This is a genomic window from Burkholderia savannae (assembly GCF_001524445.2).
Lineage (GTDB): Bacteria > Pseudomonadota > Gammaproteobacteria > Burkholderiales > Burkholderiaceae > Burkholderia > Burkholderia savannae.
On the sequence record NZ_CP013417.1, the window covers coordinates 594383 to 614234 of the forward strand.

General features: G+C 57.2%; 15 protein-coding genes and 1 pseudogene. 3 read left to right on the forward strand and 13 right to left on the reverse strand.

The window, feature by feature from the left end:
* Positions 1–49: 49 nt before the first annotated feature.
* Positions 50–730 carry a DedA family protein gene (locus tag WS78_RS03075; protein WP_038753341.1) on the forward strand — a complete coding sequence of 227 codons (681 nt, stop codon included), beginning with the start codon at positions 50–52 and terminating at the stop codon, positions 728–730.
* A 310-nt stretch (positions 731–1040) separates the two neighbouring features.
* Here the strand turns inward: WS78_RS03075 and WS78_RS03080 are convergent, their stop codons facing one another.
* From WS78_RS03080 to WS78_RS03140, 13 genes are all read right to left on the reverse strand, one after another.
* Complete coding sequence (locus tag WS78_RS03080; protein WP_059583453.1) at positions 1041–1868, reverse strand: mechanosensitive ion channel family protein; 828 nt, start codon at positions 1866–1868, stop codon at positions 1041–1043.
* Between the two features lie 111 nt (positions 1869–1979).
* Positions 1980–2816, reverse strand: a complete 837-nt coding sequence (locus WS78_RS03085; protein WP_038753343.1) for a class II glutamine amidotransferase — start codon at positions 2814–2816, stop codon at positions 1980–1982.
* A gap of 263 nt (positions 2817–3079) precedes the next feature.
* The gene (locus WS78_RS03090) at positions 3080–4510 is read right to left on the reverse strand and encodes a mannose-1-phosphate guanylyltransferase/mannose-6-phosphate isomerase (RefSeq protein WP_038753344.1); all 1431 of its coding nucleotides are present in this window, start codon (positions 4508–4510) and stop codon (positions 3080–3082) included.
* A gap of 268 nt (positions 4511–4778) precedes the next feature.
* Positions 4779–6713, reverse strand: a complete 1935-nt coding sequence (locus tag WS78_RS03095; RefSeq protein WP_082717236.1) for a capsular polysaccharide biosynthesis protein — start codon at positions 6711–6713, stop codon at positions 4779–4781.
* A gap of 31 nt (positions 6714–6744) precedes the next feature.
* Positions 6745–7668 carry a D-glycero-beta-D-manno-heptose-7-phosphate kinase gene (gene rfaE1, locus WS78_RS03100; protein ID WP_082717237.1) on the reverse strand — a complete coding sequence of 308 codons (924 nt, stop codon included), beginning with the start codon at positions 7666–7668 and terminating at the stop codon, positions 6745–6747.
* Positions 7665–8819, reverse strand: coding sequence for a glycosyltransferase family 4 protein (locus WS78_RS03105; RefSeq protein ID WP_059583459.1), 1155 nt, complete (start codon positions 8817–8819; stop codon positions 7665–7667). Before WS78_RS03105 ends, rfaE1 begins: the two co-directional genes overlap by 4 nt.
* Positions 8820–8836: 17 nt before the next feature.
* Positions 8837–9985 carry a polysaccharide biosynthesis/export family protein gene (locus WS78_RS03110; protein ID WP_059583462.1) on the reverse strand — a complete coding sequence of 383 codons (1149 nt, stop codon included), beginning with the start codon at positions 9983–9985 and terminating at the stop codon, positions 8837–8839.
* A gap of 27 nt (positions 9986–10012) precedes the next feature.
* On the reverse strand, positions 10013–11047 hold the full coding sequence (locus WS78_RS03115; protein ID WP_063889475.1) for a methyltransferase domain-containing protein: 1035 nt from the start codon (positions 11045–11047) through the stop codon (positions 10013–10015).
* Between the two features lie 151 nt (positions 11048–11198).
* Positions 11199–13067, reverse strand: a complete 1869-nt coding sequence (locus WS78_RS03120) for a glycosyltransferase family 9 protein (protein WP_197419387.1) — start codon at positions 13065–13067, stop codon at positions 11199–11201.
* Positions 13068–13156: 89 nt separating this feature from the next.
* Entirely contained in the window at positions 13157–13819 is a 663-nt protein-coding gene (locus WS78_RS03125) for an ABC transporter ATP-binding protein (protein WP_059583655.1), read from the reverse strand.
* A gap of 15 nt (positions 13820–13834) precedes the next feature.
* Positions 13835–14638 carry an ABC transporter permease gene (locus tag WS78_RS03130; protein WP_063889476.1) on the reverse strand — a complete coding sequence of 268 codons (804 nt, stop codon included), beginning with the start codon at positions 14636–14638 and terminating at the stop codon, positions 13835–13837.
* A complete protein-coding gene (locus WS78_RS03135) occupies positions 14631–15788 on the reverse strand; it encodes a hypothetical protein (protein ID WP_226377196.1) in 1158 nt (385 codons plus the stop codon). Before WS78_RS03135 ends, WS78_RS03130 begins: the two co-directional genes overlap by 8 nt.
* 825 nt (positions 15789–16613) lie before the next feature.
* Positions 16614–17411, reverse strand: a complete 798-nt coding sequence (locus tag WS78_RS03140; RefSeq protein ID WP_059583468.1) for an IS5 family transposase — start codon at positions 17409–17411, stop codon at positions 16614–16616.
* A 133-nt stretch (positions 17412–17544) separates the two neighbouring features.
* On the opposite strand from WS78_RS03140, the pseudogene WS78_RS03145 reads away from it, so the two are divergent.
* Together WS78_RS03145 and WS78_RS03150 are read left to right on the forward strand one after the other, a co-directional pair.
* Positions 17545–18388 (forward strand): annotated as a pseudogene (locus WS78_RS03145) (IS5 family transposase).
* Positions 18389–18549: 161 nt separating this feature from the next.
* The gene (locus WS78_RS03150) at positions 18550–19842 is read left to right on the forward strand and encodes a capsule biosynthesis protein (RefSeq protein ID WP_082717240.1); all 1293 of its coding nucleotides are present in this window, start codon (positions 18550–18552) and stop codon (positions 19840–19842) included.
* Positions 19843–19852: the final 10 nt, after the last annotated feature.

Below are 19852 nucleotides of genomic sequence, written 5' to 3' on the forward strand. Positions count from 1 at the left end.
TTTTGCGGCCGGCGCGCGCTCACTTCGTCACCGACACAAGGAAACGCATTTGGAAACGCTGCTTCATTTCGTCAGCCTCGTCTTGCACATCGATGCATTTCTCGGCGATTTCATCCGGCAGTATGGCGCCTGGGTCTATCTGGTGCTGTTCCTGATCGTTTTCTGCGAAACCGGGCTCGTGGTCTTCCCGTTCCTGCCGGGCGATTCGCTGCTCTTCATCGCGGGCGCGTTCGCGGCGACGGGCGAAATGACGCTCGCGGGGCTCATCGTGCTGCTGCTCGTCGCGGCGGTCGGCGGCAATACGGTCAACTATCTGATCGGCCGCGCGATCGGGCCGAGAGTCTTCAACACGCACATTCCGGGGCTCGAGCGCTTCCTCGATCGCGCCGCGCTGCAAAAGACTCACAACTTCTACGAGCGGCACGGCGGCAAGACGCTCGTGCTCGCGCGTTTCATCCCGGTCGTGCGCACGTTCGCGCCGTTCGTCGCGGGCGCATCGGCGATGAGCTTCGCGCGCTTTCAGCTGTTCAACGTGATCGGCGCGCTGATCTGGGTGCTGCTGCTCGTGTTCCTCGGCTACTTCTTCGGCAACATTCCGTTCATTCGCCATTACCTGAACGTGATCGTGCTCGTCGGGATCGGCGCGGCGGTGATTCCCGTCGCGATCGGCGCGCTGTGGAAGCTGCTGCGCCGCAAGTCGGACGGGCAGAAGACGCAGGGGAGCCGCTGAGCGGCGAGAGGCGGGAGCCGCCGCGACGCGTGCGGCCTGCGACGCGCGCGGCACGGTGCGCAGGATTGCACGGCGTGGCATGAGCCACGCCGTTTTTCATGGTGCGTCGTGCGGCGTGATTCGGCTCGACGCGTGAACGGCCTGTCGCCGCATGGCAAGCTGGAACGGAAACGATCGCCGAATGCGACGCCGCCCGCTTCGAAGAGGGGGGCGACGATGGAAGGGCCAAGCGGGGCGGCCTGCGCGGTGCGCACCGCGCGAGCATGTCGTCGCGACGGTGCGATTGCGCGGCGCGCGCCGCGCGACGGCGTCAGGACTTGACGGCATCCGCGGTCGTCCGATGCGCGATCGGGGTTTCCGGCGTCGGATAGCCGGCTTCGCGGAACGTGTCGAGGATCGCGCGATTGGTGTCGCAGTACACCTGCCAGTAGTTCCCGGGTTGCGTCGACGGCCGCACGAACAGGAGCGGGCCTTCCGGCGTGAACGACAGCACGCCGACGTCGGGCGCCGGATGCTTGACGACGTTCGGGATCAGCTCGAGCGCCGCCTTCAGGCGCCGGATCGCATCGGACGCGTCGACGCCGTTCGCGATCTTCGCCGTCAGATCGACGCGACGCGTCGGCGTCGCGCTGTAGTTCGCGATGTTGTCGGAGAAGATCTTGTTGTTGCCGACGAGCGTGACGACGTTGTCTCCCGTGACGATCGTCGTGCCGAAGAGGCCGAGCTCCTTGACGGTGCCCGTCACGCCGCCCGCCGAGATCACGTCGCCGACCTTGAACGGGCGCAGCACCTGCATGAACACGCCGGCCGCGAAGTGCGCGAGCAGGCCGCCCCACGCGGTGCCGACCGCGAGGCCGAGGCCCGCGAGCAGCGCGGCGAACGAAGTGGTTTGCACTCCGAACACTTGCAGGATCGCGAGGATTAGGAGCACCGTGAGCAGCACGCTGACGACGGACTCCAGATAGTGCGACAGCGTCGTGTCGACTTTTCCGCTTCTGCGGATGATCTTGCCCATCAGGTTCGTGACGATCCGGATCGCCCAGCGTCCGATGATCCAGAGCGCGATCGATGCGATGACTTGCAGGCCGAAATCGATGCCGCGAGTGACGATGAAGGTTTGCACGGAGGCGAGATCCACGAAGAGGTCTCCAAATGAATTGAACGGAGGCGGCCGTGAAGCCACGCGAAAAGGGGCTTTTTTATAACCGACTCGCGGCGATGGGGCAACCTTCGCCGCGCGACCGGTGCGTCACGTGGAGCGATGCGGCGTGAAAGGAACCTGCCGGATGTTGCCGCGGCGCGCAATGATCGCCGTGCTTTCCGGGATCTTTTCCCACGCGTCGTGCAGGTCGACGAGCGGCTCGGACAGCACGAGGAAAGCGTCGTCGCCGATTGCCTGGATGCGCGGATCGTGCGGATACAGCTCGTGCAGATGGTGGAACGACGCGCTGTGAAAGAGCGAGCGCGAGTCGCGCTCGCTCGAATAGCGGACCGCGACGACCTGCTCGCCGTCGGTCGCGCAGACGGTCATGTTGAGCGGCGCGTCGACGCGATGATGTGCGCCTGCATCCTCGATCGTTCCCGCCATTCGCTCGAGCGCGGGCAGCGGATCGTGCTCGAGCCCGAACGTGAGCGCGAGATGGAACATCACTTCGGAGTCCGTCGAACCTTCGATCGACGCGAAGAGCGCGGGATCGATGCGCATCATCAGCTCGCGCCGCAGCGTGTGATAGTGACGGATCAGCCCGTTGTGAGCGAACAGCCAGCGGCCGCGGCGAAACGGGTGGCAGTTGGTTTCCTGCACGGGCGTGTCGGTCGCCGAGCGAACGTGCGCGACGAAGAGCGGCGAGCGGATCGCACGCGCCGCTTCGCGCAGGTTGCGGTCGTTCCATGCGGGACTCACGCAGCGGTAGAGGAACGGAATCTCGTCGGGTTCTCCGTACCAGCCGATGCCGAAGCCGTCGCCGTTGGTCGTCGTCGCGCCCATCCGCGAATGCAGGCTCTGGTCGATCAGCGAATGCTTTGCGCGAAACAGCACGGTTTCGAGCTGGATCGGATTGCCGGTGTAGGCGAGCCAGCGGCACATCGTAAGCACCTCCGTCGAACGCGCGCGGGCGGATCGATCGCCGCGATCATCGTGATCGCCGAGATTCGCCGCGCAGACTGCGATGTGCGAAGCCTAGCCGATTTTGCGCGCGCCTGCTGCTAGGCGGCTCTGGGCCGAGCGCGGCGCAAAACGAAACGGGCCGCATGCGCGCGCATGCGGCCCGTTGCCGGGGCGGCCCCGTTTCGTCACGCATCGTCACGCTCCGCCCGCGCTCGCGCGCGTGCGGAGCGCGGCTCGACGCGTTATGTCGCGGACGTGCGTCCGTACGTATCCTCGAAGCGAACGATATCGTCCTCGCCGAGGTACGCGCCCGACTGGACTTCGATCAGCTCGAGCGGAATCTTGCCGGGGTTCTTCAGGCGGTGCGTGGCGCCGAGCGGAATGTAGGTGGACTGATTTTCGGTCAGGATGATTTCGTTGCCGTCGTTCGTGACGAGCGCGGTGCCCTTCACGACGATCCAGTGCTCCGCGCGATGATGATGCATCTGCAGGCTCAGTTGCGCGCCCGGATTGACGACGATGCGCTTCACCTGGAAGCGGTCGCCCTGATCGATGCCTTCGTACGAGCCCCACGGCCGGATCACGCGGCGATGCGTGACGGATTCGTGCCGGCCCGACGCGTTCAGCCATTCGACGACCTTCTTCACGTCCTGCGCGCGGTCGCGATGCGCGACGAGCACGGCGTCCGCGGTTTCGACGATGACGATGTTGTCGATGCCGATCGCGGCGACCATTCGATGCTCGGCGCGGATGTACGAGTTCTCGACCGAGTCGGTGTATACATCGCCGATGAGCGCGTTGCGCTGCGCGTCGGTGGCCGCGATGTCGGCGAGCGCGCTCCACGAGCCGATGTCGTTCCAGCCGAGATTCGCGGCGACGACGACGGCTGCGCGCTCGGTCTTCTCCATCACCGCATAGTCGATCGACACGTTCGGGCTTGCCGCGAACGCTTGCGGATCGAGCCGCAGGAAATCGCAATCGCGCTTCGCCGCATCGAGCGCGAGCTCGGCCTGGCGCGCGATGTCGGGCGCGTGGCTGCGCAGCTCGTCGAGATACGTCGACGCCTTCAGCATGAACATCCCGCTGTTCCAGTAGTAGCCGCCGTCCGCGACGAAGCGCTCGGCGGTCGGGGCATCCGGCTTCTCGACGAACGCGTCGACGCGATAGACCTGCGCGTCGCCCGCGAGCGCCGCGCCGCGGCGGATGTAGCCATAGCCGGTGTGCGCCTGCGCCGGGGTGACGCCGAAGGTGACGAGATGCTCGTCGGCCGCGACGGTCGCCGCCGTCTTCACGACGTCGACGAATGCGGCTTCGTTGTCGATTGCGTGATCGGACGGCAGCACGAGCAGCAGCGCATCGGGCGATTCGCGCAGCGCGAGGAGAGCGGCGATCGCGATCGCGGGCGCGGTGTTGCGCCCCATCGGCTCGAGGACGATCGACGACGGCGTGATCCCGACCTGGCGCAACTGCTCGGCGACGAGGAAGCGCTGCTCGTTGTTGGTGACGACGATCGGCGCGCCGATGCCTTCGACGTCGCGTACGCGCAGTGCGGTCTGTTGGACGAGCGTGTTGTCGCCGGTGAGCTTCAGATACTGTTTCGGATAGCCGCCGCGCGACATCGGCCAGAGGCGAGTGCCGCTGCCGCCGCACAGGATCACCGGAAAAATGTTCATGAATGACCTCGGTTTGCAAAGCTGTTCTGGCTCGTGCCGCTGAACCAGTGGTTTTCGATTCTTTCGACGCGCCGGCCTGCCTTGTTTCGTCGGCCGATTTTCAACTGTCAGGATGATCTTGGCGAATCGCATTTCGCCGTGCGATTCGCCATCGTGCGTGCGATAGTACATTACGCATCCAACGCCAAGCCTTCACGAGCGGCCGCGCTCGATTGCCGCGCACCCGCTCCAGCGGCCGAGGTACCCAATGGCGTCCTTCAAAGAGCGCTTACCTTCTTTGCACCTGCCGCTGCCGGGCGACTGCCCAAAGCAAATGCTTGAGTACATTGCGGGTCCAGCGAAATGCTTTGCGAAGGGCTCGATGTGGATCGTCGCGCACATGCTCCAATGGCCGTGCCGCGAGCGGAGCCAGTTTCCGCACCACTGATTCGGGCGTAACATAAAGCTCAGTGCTCCAATTCCAGTAGATCGGATAACGTAACAGAACGCCGGCGACCAGCATCTCGAGTGTAAGCGTGCGCCGTCGCCACGGTATCGGCCGGATTGCATCCGACGTGAGTCCCCATCCAGCGTAAAAAGGCAAGCCGTATGTGAAGACTTTTTTTCCACGTAGTAGCGCATCGAAACCAGCGAGGGACGATAGCGTGTGCACTTCATCCGCGTACTCGATGAGCGAAAGCACATCAGCATCGGTGTCGACGACGTCGGCCAAGCGATACGCGTCAACGAGCCCGATTCGGTTGCCGGAAAGTACGTCCGGATGCGGTTTATACACAATGAATCCATCGGGATTACGCGCGCGCACTTCGCGAAGCAAGGCCTCGGCGGAACCGAACAGGCTCGTGCCGAAGCGGATCGACGCATCGTCGGCCACTTGACCGGGCACGAGCAATAGCGCTCTACCGGCTGGCGCGCGCCAATTCGGTTTCCGTCGGCCAAGGTTGTATTTCGTGACTCCCGAGCGCACGATCAACTCCCGCAGCGCTTCTGCACGCACGAGTTCAGCATTATCAAATTGCGTCTCATTGAGGATGTCCGTCAGATCGCTGGGCCCCCGTGCATCGAAATAGATACCGCGCCGGTCGATGACCTGACTCAGCGGCGCACTCATGTCCGAGCCCAGGCCCAGTGAGTGGAAAAAGCCATCTTCCATGCGAATGACGCGGGCACCTGGCGCAATGCTTTCGACATGTTTGCTGCCCCACAATGCAATCCACTCGTTCGGACTTACCGCGCGAGGCGAATGCGGCCAGCGCAACGTGCCCCCGCCGGCGCTGAGAAATGGTGTCGCAAATGGGCGCTTCCAAAGTTGAAAGCGCACGCCGGCGATATGAGCGTAATCGCTGAATCGGTCGCGGATCGCGTACTGCAACTCGATGCTGTCAAGCACTTGATCGAGGCTGCACGGTTCCTCACTGTCTGGGGCCATGTAGTGCGACAGCCGCAGATAGACGGCCTCGAACAGTGCGGCGAGAGTCGGACGCGCGCGGCGCTCGGGCAAAGGAATGTCATCCTGTGTCAGTCCCCAGCCCGCGTAAAAAGGCTTGCCGAAAACCCGCACTGGTATACCGGCAATCAGGGCCTCCAAACCCTCGAAAGCGTCGACCGTGTAGACATGGTCAATTTGGCTCAAGACGGAAAAGAAGTGGTATCCCTGTTCAATCTTGCGTGCGCGTTCGGGAAACCGCGGCGTGAGCTGCCACGCCCCGGACGCGTTGTCCGAAGATGGCCACAGCCACAGTTCTGCGTCAGGATGTTCGTCCCTCGCCGTGGAGAGCATTCGCAGAAATGTTGTGCTCCCCCCGAAGCCAGCGCATTTCCGCTGATCGATGAGCAGAATTCTGCGCATGCGTGGTACGACCGACAATCCTGCGGGACACCCGCGCCTTACAGTCCGCTCGCGTCCCGCTCCGGTGAGGACGAGACGCTTCATGAGCCGCACCACATCGGGCGATTCACCCAGCGCCCTGTCATGCGCGAAGAGCCGGTTTAGCGCGTCGCACATCGTTGTCTGGGGATTGCCGCGATAAGGCGGCGCGAACCACGACAACATCGGCACACCGGCCGCGCCTGTTGACCAGATGGGCCCTGGCATAATCACTACCGCGTCATCACGAACGATGCGCGCAAGCTTGAGCAGAAGCTTGCCGTGAAAGCGGTCCGTTCGGGTTGCGCAGCCTTGAACGCAAACTGGAATTTTCATGAAATCGACAACGCGCGTCGTGACGACACGTTCAGAATGCGTTGAGCTCCTCTAGTGAAATGGGGGCGGTACCTACCTTGCCGACAACGATACCTGCGGCGCGATTGGCCACGTGCGCCGCATCCTCCATGCCGCAGCCTGCTCCTAATGCGACAGCCATTGTTGCGATCACGGTATCGCCAGCGCCCGACACATCGTAGACTTCGCGGGCCTGTGCCGGGATACGAATGTGCCGGTCGTCGATGAATAGACTCATGCCTTCTTCCGATCGCGTGACGAGGAGGGCTTTGAAACCGAGCCGATCACGCAGAGCAAATGCCTTGCTTTCGAAGTCGGCCTCCGATGACGGCGTGCCGACAACCATCGCGAATTCCTCACGGTTCGGCGTGAGTAGCGTTGCTCCCTCGTATGGCGAATAATCCGCCCCTTTCGGATCGACGAGCACGATTTTTCCTTGCTTCCGAGCCATCTGCATCATCGTGCGCAAGTGTGCAAGTCCGCCTTTCCCATAATCGGAGAATACGACGACACTGTAACCATCCAACGCCGCTTCGAACGACGATATGAGCGGCAACAGCAATTCATGATCCGGCCGCTCTTCAAAGTCGGCACGCACGACTTGCTGACCCCGTGCGAGCAGACGAAGCTTGATAGTCGTTTGAAACCTTGAATCGCGATGAAAGCCGCATCTGATGTTCGATTTCTGGAGCAGTTCCACGAGGTCGTCTCCTGCCGCGTCCGCGCCGACTACCGACATGATCATGGTTTTTGCGCCGAGGTTGGCGACGTTGACAGCAACGTTGGCTGCACCGCCGGGCGTCGTACGAACGTCGCGGACGAGCACGACCGGTACCGGCGCTTCAGGTGAAATGCGCCGTGTGTCGCCGAACCAGTATCGATCGAGCATGACATCTCCTGCAACCAGAACCTTTGCTGATGAGAAGTTCGCGGTCATGAGGTCAACTCTGAAATAAGGTGTTCCGCAATCTCAAAATGTTGTTTCCACGTTGGCGCGTGGAATCCCGCCAATCGGGCGATCTGCGCTTTGCGTTCTCTGGAGTCGGAGCGCGTGTAAGCGTCAATGCGGTCCGTCCACGCCGGACCGTCGAGTGGGTCCAGATAGTCGGGAATCTCTCCCGAAATTTCTCGAAACACGTCGAGATTACTGGCAATCACCGGCACACTTGTCGATAGGGCCTCGATAAGTGGCATGCCGTATCCCTCGACTAATGACGGGAATACAAGCGCTTGTGCGTGATGCAGATATGTGGCTAAGCCCGTGTCATTGCAATGGGTGAGTTCGATGACCTTAGAATTCAGGTTTTCGCAACGGTCGAGCATGTCGATTGCGTTTTCGCATTCCCACCCGCGCCGTCCGATGATAACGAGCACCGGCGCGTGTTCTCCTAAGCGTTCGACCAACCGCTTCCAGACGTGGAGGAGAAACCAATGATTCTTTCGAGCCTCTATTGTGCCTAACATGACGAAGTATGACTCCGCCATCGGGCGAACCGCACTCGGCTTTGGCAGGCGCGCAGATGCCAGCGGCGCAACGGCGCAGCGCGGAACCGGCTTTTGGACCTTAGCCGCGTACTCTTCCAGTTCTCGTTGCGTCGCATGCGAGTTTAAAATGAGCCCGACTTTCGGCGATAGCATTGCCTCGAGTCGTCGCCGATGCACTACAGCTTCCCCTGGGCGGCAGTACTCGGGATGCGTGACGGGTATCAGGTCATGAAGAAACAGAACCAGCCTCCAATTGCGGCGCCTTGCCTGCTCGACATAGGTGGGCTGATCGAGCCCGCTATGGCCGGTATTGATCAATATTGACGCAGTGCTCCCGCGATCCCAATTACATACATACGCACTGCCCAGACAGCGACGAACCATACTGGTAAAACCGCTGTCGGAACAATGTAGGGAGTCGTACAGACGCTGAGATTGCCGCTCGTTCAAGACGACCCAGCGCCCCGCGAACCTCACCACAGCGCGCGAACGCGCGCGAAAATGTTCGACGTACTCCAGGCCTACCCGGTCGACGCCAGTCGGTAGCAATTTTTGAAGGCGGCGATCCACCAGCCTTGTCACATCAATCAATACTGTGTTCACGTGAACGCGTCTCCAAACTACCGTGCCGTATTGACCAGGCTGCTTACGGTGAAGATCGACGACGTCAATATGTTGAGAAACTTTTGCAGCTCGGCTGCGGGCGCGTTGGCCATATAGAGCACGTCCCTGTTGTTGATCGGAAAGTCCTGGGCGACCAGGAAGCTGCGAGGATCCTTCAAATCGAGTCGGTAGATAACGGGTATCTTGCCTTCAGCGGTATGTGGCCACGACTCGGCCCGTCCGCCAAGGGTACTGGGATCTTCGAAGCGAAATATGAAAAGCCCTTGCGCGTCTGCTCGCTGATCGTCCGATCCGCCGATTCGCCCAAGCGCTTGCGTCAGGCTGATTCCCTTCGCTTCAAATTCAACTTCCTGATTTTTGCCGGTCGCGCCGAGTGCGATGAAGCTCGACGACTGGTAGATAGCGGTTACGACGTCACCCGGCCGGAGCATGATGTTCTGATTCGGATTCCGGATGATCGAATCGAGCGGCATCGAATAGTGTTGTCCGCCCCTCGTGAGCTGAATCGTTATTTTGCTCACGGCCTGTTTTACGCCGCCCGCTGCTGCCAATGTATCCAGCAGTCGTTCTCCTTTGGCAGTCAGCGGCATGCGCGTACTTGCGTTGACTTCTCCAACGACGGTTACGTTCGAGCTGGTGTTTTTTGTGATTCTTACCAGCACTTGCGGCTGATGGGCTTTGCCGGTCAACCGTCGCGTGATCGCCTCCTCAATCTCGCGCGGAGTCTTGCTGGCGGCTTTCACAGACCCAGCGAAGGGCACGTTGATCGTGCCCTCTGCATTCACCATCTGCTCCGGAAAAGTCGTGGCCCGGCTCGCACCCATCTCGTCGCCCAGGCTGGCCGACAACTGGCCGAACAGCGTTGCGGGTGGTGCTTCCCAAATGGATACCTGGAGTACGTCGCCGGGGCCGACCAGATACTCGGCTACAGGTTGGCTGGGAAAAACCTGAGCGAAGGTCGTGTTCTTCCGTTCGCCGAGCAGGCGTTGGGTGACACTTTCGTTGATGTCGATGACGGGTATCGGGAGTGCCGCCTTCTGCTCAGTGATGTCCTTCTTGCTTGGTCCGGATGTCGGTAGCCAGGTTGGGGTAGTGCTGCAGCCTCCAGTCATCAATATCAGCACTGTAACGGCAATAGCCCGCATTGACGAAGTTGCCATAATTGCGATGTATCAGAGCGGCTTTTGGGCGAATAAACCGAAACAAGTAGACGGGAAGCCGTCGACAACAAGTTTCAAGTGCGGGTACTGGGGAAACTTTTGTGTGAGATATCCGGGGTCTCCTGGAAACGGCGGCACATCGAGAAACCAGTCTACCGGGTGGTCGCCGGTCTCGTAGGAAACAGGTGGAACGTCAAAGCCTTGTCGGGCAAGGCGCTCCCGAAGACGCTCGAAGTCGCTCCGCCTGAAAAGTACTGTGCCCCAGTTGTCGATAGTGTCGGAATCGCTCGCAAAGTTAAATTCTGTCGTGTGGACCGCAATACCTCCCGGCTTTAAAACTTTCAGCGAATTCTCAACAAACGACAACCCGCGCTCGATAGAGCCAAGATGCTCAAACGCGCACATAGACCAGCAGAAATCAAATTGTCCGTGCAGGGAAGACGGTATGTCGTTCATATCGACAAACTGAAGTGAAACGTGCTTGTCAAACGCGTTCCGTGACACCAAGTCCGGTTTCCAGAGAAGGTCCAAACTGGATGCGTGCTGCGCAGTGTCTTTCCAGCCAGAAGCCGCAGCCGCGTGTGGCATGAGGTCGGTAGCCACTACTTCGACACCCTTGCTGGCGAAGAGTGAAGGAAGCGGTTCTTCGCCACATGCAAAGCCAAGTCCCTTCACGCCGTGTCGCAGAAGATCGAATGAGTGCAGCGCTGATACGACATACGCGAGTTCCCAGACCTTTCTGTGAAGAATTGGTTCGATATGTAGTTCTTGGCAAACTGAACGAAACCAGATTTGATCGAAATCTTTCAGTTCCGTTGCTTTCCAGTTCCTAGGGAATGGGGATGCGTCGACGCTAATTGATTTGCGCGAAGAATCCTTCTCCAGAAGGAGTCGTGCAAGTAGATACCCATAAACCTTTAAATTCCATCGAATTGCAAGGTCATTTCGCGTTATTTCGGCTAGCGAATTTATGTTGGGCTGCCCGTTTCGGGTGACGAGCATTACCAATTCTCTTAGCTGGGTTTCGTCAAGGCTCTTGTCTGTCATGGATAATGATTCTCAATTTCAAATTAAAGAAGTAAATCTGATGCGTGGTCAAGTAATTTCGGTCACTTGAGAATTTGATTGTTCAACGGACGATTGATTTATAAATGTGTAGTCATCGATGCTCGAGTGGTTTCGCAATATGTATGTACTTTTATTCTCGGCCATAGAGAATCCAGTTCCGAATATGAGTCAATACATTAGTTCTCGGATTTGGCCGATCGAAGTTTGCTTTTAGGGCCGTTAAAATCTGTTCTGTAGCGATGGAGCGCAAACATATACTCTCGCGGCCCCTCGTTAGATGACAAGGCTTGTGTTCGTTGCGCCAACACGGGGAACACGGGAATTCCGATTTCTTGGGGGTTATGTATTTTACATGAGGATAATGACGACAGAAAACGCGCCCGCTCGTAGGGCCGAAGATTGCGACAGTTTTGACGTCCAGCGCAGCGGATAGATGAACGAACGATGAGTCTACGGCAACAAGTCGCTGGCACTTGGTAAGTAGGGCTACGCTTTTCCTTAATGGCATTAATATCTTATGAATATTGTAAGAAACGTAACCAGAGATGGTTTCATGGTGAAAAATCAGAACGCAATGATCCTGGCTCAAGCGCTTTGCCAAGTTTTCCATATCCGGCCAATTCTTGTAGCTGTCAACGGAAAAGGGCTGAATTCCTACGACGGGCAGGCCATCAGGGTTAATTTGACTCAGATACAACGTAGCCCATTCCGTTTCTTCGGTTGTAACTTGATAGGACGGCAAAAAACCAACCGAGCGTCTGACATATGATTTTGATACACCCATGGCGCGTGCAAAAATTTCAATGCGACTACTCCGAACGTTCGGGTATTGTCTTGCCTCGATGCGTCCCGCCGGGCAATCCGTAAGGTTGATCCAGCGGTTATACTGTGCTAAGTCCACGTTGTCGCTGTTTACATCAATAATTCGTACCCCTTTGAGTCCCTCGAAGATCGGGTGAAACGATTTCGGCACGGCAAAATCGATCTGTGCTCTGGGATATCTTTTAACGAGAGCTCGAAGACCCGCAGTCATCATGACCACGTCCCCGATTCCACCCATGGCCCGCGTGATCAAAACTCGGCGTTTCGGCTTTGATGCAAGGAGGGGAATATGCCACCGCCAGCCGGTCTGGTCAGTCCTATGCTGAACACCGGTCGGCCCGGACATCGACGACGATCTGAACGAATGAAGCAGATGTAACACACCCAAATAGATGCCCCATAGAGGCTTATGAGCGCGGAGAGGTCGCAACACCGGATTGGAGCCTGCGAGCCTCGCGACATTAGCTAGGAGAAATGGCAGGCGGTAATGTAATGGAACTTCGTTGCGAAGGGAGGCGCGAAAGGCGCCCCGGTAGGTCTTAACGATTTGCGAAATAAAGTCGATGCGAAGCTGTTCGTTCGAATGGATGCTGCAAATTCCCTTCCAGAGGACAGTTTTGTATTCGTCGAGGTGGTTGCTTGCCGCAAGGATATACATTAATTTTTGGTACAGCTTCGGTAATTCCCGACGGTTAGGCAATAGGTAAGGCTTGCGTACTAACCTTAATGCAACCTCCGATGCATGTTCATGCCGCCCAGCTATCGCGTCGAGATATGCGCGATGTAAGCTGATCGATTGAGCAATGCGAGGAAATTTCACCGCACCCGTTCGTAGTGCGATATCGACGACAGCACTCGCTTCGGGCAAGTAATTGCGGTCAGTGAATGCGCCGGCAAGTTGGTTGAGGCCTCGAAACCATTCCTCACTGTAGCCGATAAGACCTTGAGATAGGCACGACAGGTCACTCAGTAAATCTTTTGTGAATTCGTTTGCTTTTGCAAAATCTAGTTGTAGCAAATCTGTCAAGTGCTGGTCAACGCAGCATGTGACAGAAAAGAAAATGTAACGGTCGTGCAGAGCTTGCCTACGCTCTTGCTTATTTAATTTCAGCCACGCATGAAAAACGGGCGCATGGTGATTTTCGTAGGCTATTCCGCTTAGATCGAGCGTGATCATCGAGTCGATCGTCTCGTTCCCTCGCTCATTCCCGGACGTAATGGGTAGGCTTGCGACTACCACTGATGTTGATGTAGTCATTGTCGTAATTACCCTAGTCCGAGGATATGCTGGCTGTAGTGCTCATATGCATCGGATACATCGTCGAAGCGTATGATCGTACCCTGGTCGAGAACGGCGGCGCTGTTGCAGAATTTCATAATAAATCCGACATCGTGAGAAACGATGATGAATGCTCGATCTTTGCGTTTTTCGAACAGCTCATGAACGCACTTCTCATGAAATCTGGCATCACCAACTGCAATAATTTCGTCAATTAAATAGCAATCGAATTCGATGGCGAGTGAGAGTGCAAACGCAAGGCGCGCTTGCATACCGCTTGAATATGTTTTGACTGGCTCGCGCAAATACTTGCCAAGCTCCGCAAATTCCTCTACAAAGCCGCGAATTGATTCATGATCGATGTTATAAATTCGAGAGATAAAACGAAGATTGTCGAGGCCGGTCAAGCTTCCCTGAAAGCCGCCTGCAAAAGCCAGGGGCCAGGATACGGCCATCTCTCGCTGAATCAAGCCGCTGTCAGGAGATTCCTGGCCGCTGATCAAGCGGATGAGCGTCGATTTGCCGGCCCCGTTTTTCCCGAATATGCCTATTTTTTCGCTGCGTTCAATAGTTAAACTTATTCTGTTGAGCACCGTATGGCTACCGGTCCTTGACTTATATCGCTTCGTAACGTTTCGCAGGGAGAGCATCTTGACGCCCATAAGCTATGTGAGCATCTTCATGCGTCGGTCACCCATCAATAAAAGTGCGACGAGAGTCATAGAGAGGCAGAAAAGGAATGTATAAGAAACGCTGAAATGAAAGCGATTCGAATTTCCCCAGTAGCCAGCACGCATCATTTCAACCGCGTTCGTCATAGGAAACCACAATACCACATTCTGAAATGTTTGTGGCAGCCAGTCGACCATAAAGAAAGTGCCACTTACCGCCAGTAAAAAATAGCTGCCGGGGTGCCACAATCGTTCGACCAAATCGCTATGCTCGCTGAGGCAGCCTAGAATTATTCCGAGACATGCGCTAAACCAGCATAAAAAAAACCAGCCGATGACGATCAAAGACAGATCAGCCGGAAAGCTCATCAAATCGATCCCAATCATTACTACGATCAAAAGCACGAGCGATGCTGTAACGCCAGCCACTTCCAGCAGCATCCGAGCAAAAAAAATGTCCTGGATTTTCACTGGCCTATGGTGTAGCAGGCTGCGATTCGGCTCGATTGCTTTTAGCCCGCGGAACGAGCAAGTTCGCCACAAAAGCAGACTAGAATAGCCAGTCACGACAAACGGCGTAACCGGGACACGGAAGCCGTGCATGCTGTGTGTAATGTTCCAGAGAATGACGACACCCACCGTAAAGATGATGGGCTCCAGTAACAACCAAAGAAAACCGATATTGTGGCGACCGTAACGCGTGATAATCTCACGCATTAGCAGTGCGCCGATCACACGCAATTGAATCCTTAATGCGGACCGGATCGATTGGCGCTCACGTTCGCGACCGTTATTCATGGTGCTCGTTGATGCCGTGAACCAAGAGCATCAATATCCCCCAAATTATCAATGAGATAACCAAGGTAATAACGATATTGGTGAGGCGTCGGGGTTCGAGAGATGCATCTGGAAAGCTGGGGCGCGCAATTCTCTCAAGATAAAGTTGCTTGCGTTGCGCTTCGTTGCGAGCCTGCTCGAGCGTACTCATGGCGCTGGCCAACATCTTGTCCGCAAACTCCTTGTCAAGTTCCAAACGTTGATATTCGGACGCTTTGCTTGCCAGCGACCGGTCTGACGCTCCGGCGATGCGTGCTGATTCAGTGTTGATGGCTTCAGTGAGCAACTGTGCTCGTTGCCTAAAAGCGGGGAGCTGCGGGCTATCTTTGGCAAGTTTCTCTAGTAGGGAAATCTGCGCCTTGGTAGAGATCAGTTCATCTTGCAGTTTTGCGACTTGCTGGAGGGGGATGCCCGATTGCTTTTCGGGGTCCATGACGCCTTGCTTGTCTCGATAGTGAGCCAAGGCTACCGCAGCGGCCTTCGATCTTGCCTCTGCCCCTGTGACTTCTCCAGAGGCGAACCGAATCATGTCAAGGCGTGCGCGCTCGTTTAGCTTGTTGACGAGTGCTTCGCTCATCTCAAGCAAGCGCTCATTTAACGCATGCGCGTCTTTGGCCGTAAAGGCGCGTGCTTTCAAGGTCAAGATCGAAGAGGTCGATTCGACTTGTACATCGACCATCTTTTGGTAATAGCGATAGAACTTCTCGTAGCTATCGTTTCGGCCGAACGCGTCGAAGCGGCTCACGATGTCGACAGACGGTGCACCGAAGGCGGCCTTGATATGTAGATCCCGATCTGCCGAGATGAGCGCATCACGAGAAAGAATGAACTCCTGGATCGTATAGGCGTCATCCTGCGATCGGCTGAAACCTGCCTGGCTTAGAAAGAAACCAAACGGTGATATGCCTTGACGGTCAGGGCTGCGAACCAAAAATTTGGCCTCGGAGACATAGATGTTTGACGCGATCAGGCCATAATAGATGATGGAAACTATGGTCGGCAGTACGACGAGGATCAGAAACAGGGTATTTACTCTACTGATCATGCCAAGAGTGTGTTGCAGTTTTATGAAGCTTGCTCGAGACCGCTTCAGGAGGATCTGATTTTCCAAAGCTCTTTCCAGTTTTAACTGAAGATGCTGCAAATATATTAGCTAGGTACCCATCCGTTCGCTACGCTCCAGCGCTGCAAAGCAGGTATTCCGTGGAGGCCGTCCGTCTTTGCGTGGACATTGTGCTTTCAATGCCTTCAGCCACCCGGCTATCCGAGGTGTGGGCGAGACGTTGGGCGCAGGATGTGCGCAGCTAGCCATAGGTCGGACGGATCAAATGCTAGATCGACGATGGCCTCGATCTGCGAGTCGACTCGGCTTTTCCAGGAGCGTTTGGTGCAGCAACAGCATCCTGAATGCGGTAGGCCCAGTCGCAGGGCAAGACTGCCAGAGGGCGGAGTTGTCTGACGTCGTCGAGTTGGTTGGGCAATTCAAGCATATCGACCTTGGTGCGGGCAACTTTCTGTACCTCGGGCATAGCGATCTCCTGACAGTTTCGCCGCACGTTTTGTCGCGAAGGGCATAGCTGAAGCGGCAATGCGTGCCAGTGCGACAAACTAACACTAACAATTTGCCGGATTGTGTAGACAAATCCGGCGCACCCCAAACGAAGACTTCCAATGTGCGCGCTGCTGCAATCTTTTCCATGCCGGCCCATCGGAAAGGAAAGAGTTGCGTCTCGAAGAGAAGCAGTATAAACACGAAAATTATGTAATCGGCAAGCTTCTTCATGCAGTTTCGGCGGTTCGCATTATGAATTTCATACGCTGGACTGGCTACTGTTGATCTATACTCCGTACGAACCCGCGCGCACTGGCGGCGTCTTCAAGTCCAGGAGCGCCGTTGCTGGAGCAGCTGTTCTTCCTTAGAGCGTGTTATGCACTTTCAAAAATACGGAACGGTATGAGTCAGCATCAAAGTGACGAAGACAACGAAATGCAATCCGGCGAGGGTTTCGGGCAAGCGCTCGTAGTCGCGCGCGAGCCTGCGAAAACGGTTGACCCAGCCGAAGCTACGTTCGACCACCCAGCGCCGTGGCAGAAGCACGAAGCCCTTCTTCGCCTCGGACAATTTGATGACCTGCAACTCTATGCCTTCGTCACGTGCTGCCTGCGCCGCGTGTTCGCCGGTATAGCCTTGGTCAGCAAAAGCGAGCTTCACCGTCTGGCCCGTAGCCTGCTGAACCTGCCGCGCCAGTTGTTGCACCTGAGTGCGCTCCTGCTCGTTAGCCGGCGTGATGTGCACCGCCAGCAGATGGCCCAAGGTGTCGACAGCCATGTGCACTTTGCTACCGCGTTTGCGTTTGTAGCCGTCATATCCCGCGCGCGGACCGCTCTCGCACGTCGATTGCAACGTCCGCCCATCGAGAATCACCGCGCTGGGTTGGCCCTGACGTCCATGTGCCAGACGAATGATCGAACGCAGATCGTCTGTCATCGCCTCAAAGCAGCCTGTGCGCAGCCATCGTTGGGTTTGCTGGTACACGGCCTCCCACGGCGGGAAGTTCGTCGGCAACAGCCGCCACGGTGCGCCTGCACGGGCCAACCAGCGCAACGCGTTGTAAAGCTCGCGCAATTCATATTGCCGTTGTGGGGCCTCTTCCTTCATCAGCGTCAGATACGGCACGACGAAGCTCCATTCTTCGTCCGTTACGTCACTTGGGTAGGGTCTGCGTTTTTCCATCTCCCTTGGACGGTGGCGCCGATGAAAAGTGCATAACACGCTCTAGGGAAACGCTGAATTATCCAGCTCGGCGGTCATCGTGGAGGCCGCCCGGGACGTTGTGATGTGAGGTTGATGGAACGGATCGATAGTGATGAAACGGCAGATCAGCTTTGCAGAAGCGGAAAGCGCGGGCAAGAAGCGTTGTGACCAAGCGTCAGCGCTTCCTGACTGAGATGGAGAATGTCGTGCCGTGGCCGCGTTTGATCTCGGCGATCGCGCCGTATTACCCGAAAGGCGAACGAGGTCGGCCGCCGATCGGTCTGGAACGCATGCTGCGAATCTACTTTTTGCAGCAGTGGTATGGCCTGTCTGACGAGATCGGCATTTCGCTGTGCGAGCGTGGACTGCTGATGAAGGAAGGCACGCTGGTCGACGCGACGATCATCGAAGCGCCGCCGTCGACCAAAAACGCTGAGAAGACTCGAGATCCGGAAATGCACCAAACGAAGAAAGGTAACGAATGGCACTTCGGCATGAAGGCGCACATCGGCGTCGATGCGAATTCGGGACTGATTCACAGCGTGGTCGGCACATCTGCCAACGTATCCGATGTCTCACAAGCCCATGCGTTGCTGCACGGGCATGAAGAGGAAGCGTTCGGCGATGCCGGCTACGTCGGCGTAGACAAGCGCGACGAAATGAAGGGCAAGTCGGTGAAGTGGAGCGTGGCGGCCAAGCGAGGCAAGATCAAGGCCATGCAGGACGGTCTGCTGAAGGAACTGGTGATCGCGGCTGAACGGACCAAGGCGCAGATTCGTGCGCGGGTCGAGCATCCGTTCCATATCGTCAAAAACCTGTTTCGTCATCGCAAGGTGCGCTACAAGGGGCTGGCCAAGAACACGGCGCAGTTGTTCAGCCTGTTCGCATTGGCGAACCTGGTGATCGCGCGAAATCGGCTGCACTCGGCACATGACGGCAATCCGTCTTGTGTGTGAAAAATGCGAGAAGTGAGGCCCGTTTCCGCATCGAACTCACCAAAATGAGCCTCACTTCGCTTCGCCATCCGAAAATGACGACCCGGCGCTTCCGATAACCTTCGCGCTGGGCCTTTGATCAGCGTTTCCTTAGAGGTTTTCTTAATCTTCGTGCTCTTTCGATGAGACGCTCGTTCCTCGTGTTACAGGGGCCCGCATCGCCATTTTTTGAGGTGTTATGCGCTATGCTGCTCGCCCGTCGCCATATTGTCCGGCGTGTCAACTTTTGCGGTGGCGATGTTGCGTATTCTGGCAAGGAGCCCGCGTGGAACTATGCCGGGGCGTCAAGTGACCTTGCGTTTTGGTATAGCGATGTGCTGAGCACCGGGGACTTCAGCGACGTGCTTATGTTTGGCGACTGCCGTGCGATTCATCGGCCAGTCCACGTGGTTGCGCAATCGCTCGGCGTCAGGGTGCACGTATTCGAAGAAGGCTATGTGCGGCCGAATTGGATTACGCTGGAACCGTTTGGCGTCAATGGCCGCTCTATGCTGCCTCTTGATCCGACGTGGTATAGGGAACGGCGCGAGACCAATCCTCCGGGCCAGCCAACCGGGTATAGCCTCCAGATCCGAGCATGGCACGACATTCACTACCGAATGGCCAACGCGCTCCATGCATGGCGGTTCCCGAATTATCGGAGCCATCGTCCATATAACGGATTCGTCGAATATGCAGGCCTCGCCAATCGTTTTGCCCGGCTCAGCAGGTACAAGGCGGAGGCGCGTCGAGTTGCGTCAGCGCTTGTCACTGAGCGGCGCCCCTACTATCTATTCCCGCTGCAGCTGAATTCGGATAGTCAGATCATCGAGCATTCGCCGTTCTCTGGGATTCGCGAGGTCATCAGCAAGGTATTGCATTCGTTTGCGGATCATGCGCCATCCGATGCGCTGCTTGTAGTCAAAAATCATCCGCTCGATACCGGCCTGATAGGCTCTCATCGCCAAGTCCGTTCCCTTGCAGGACAACTAGGGATGGCGGATCGTGTGCGCTATATAGAGGCCGGCCACCTGCCGACCCTGCTCGAGCGCGCGCGCGGTGTAGTTGTCGTCAACAGCACGGTGGGTTTGTCCGCACTCCACCACGATCGACCGCTGATGACACTTGGAGCGGCGGTCTATTCGATGCCGGGCATGACGTGGCAGGGGAGTCTGGACGACTTCTGGCAACGGGCTGAGAGCCCAGACGCGGCACTGTATCAGGCGTTCATCGACTATGTGATTCGCCACACACAAATCAACGGCGATTTCTACAGTCGCTCGGGCATCGCGATGGCCGCAGCCGGTGCGGTTAGCCGTCTTGAGGCGGCTACGTCTCCGTTTGCTGTCGGACAGACGTCCCTATCCTCCGAATCAAGCATTTTGCCCCAGCAGCATATGCTGCCTCCCCAATTGAAAGAGGCCGCCCGTGGCTAGAGAACTCGCA

What these genes read in the sequence shown, in the direction of transcription:
- WS78_RS03085 (WP_038753343.1), bottom strand. Translation starts at nt 2,816, where the DNA reads ATGTGCCGCTGGCTCGCCTACACCGGCAATCCGATCCAGCTCGAAACC.
- WS78_RS03090 (WP_038753344.1), bottom strand. Translation starts at nt 4,510, where the DNA reads ATGAACATTTTTCCGGTGATCCTGTGCGGCGGCAGCGGCACTCGCCTC.
- WS78_RS03095 (WP_082717236.1), bottom strand. Translation starts at nt 6,713, where the DNA reads ATGAAAATTCCAGTTTGCGTTCAAGGCTGCGCAACCCGAACGGACCGC.
- rfaE1 (WP_082717237.1), bottom strand. Translation starts at nt 7,668, where the DNA reads ATGACCGCGAACTTCTCATCAGCAAAGGTTCTGGTTGCAGGAGATGTC.
- WS78_RS03110 (WP_059583462.1), bottom strand. Translation starts at nt 9,985, where the DNA reads ATGCGGGCTATTGCCGTTACAGTGCTGATATTGATGACTGGAGGCTGC.
- WS78_RS03115 (WP_063889475.1), bottom strand. Translation starts at nt 11,047, where the DNA reads ATGACAGACAAGAGCCTTGACGAAACCCAGCTAAGAGAATTGGTAATG.
- WS78_RS03120 (WP_197419387.1), bottom strand. Translation starts at nt 13,067, where the DNA reads ATGATCACGCTCGATCTAAGCGGAATAGCCTACGAAAATCACCATGCG.
- WS78_RS03125 (WP_059583655.1), bottom strand. Translation starts at nt 13,819, where the DNA reads ATGCTCTCCCTGCGAAACGTTACGAAGCGATATAAGTCAAGGACCGGT.
- WS78_RS03130 (WP_063889476.1), bottom strand. Translation starts at nt 14,638, where the DNA reads ATGAATAACGGTCGCGAACGTGAGCGCCAATCGATCCGGTCCGCATTA.
- WS78_RS03140 (WP_059583468.1), bottom strand. Translation starts at nt 17,411, where the DNA reads ATGGAAAAACGCAGACCCTACCCAAGTGACGTAACGGACGAAGAATGG.
- WS78_RS03150 (WP_082717240.1), top strand. Translation starts at nt 18,550, where the DNA reads ATGAGACGCTCGTTCCTCGTGTTACAGGGGCCCGCATCGCCATTTTTT.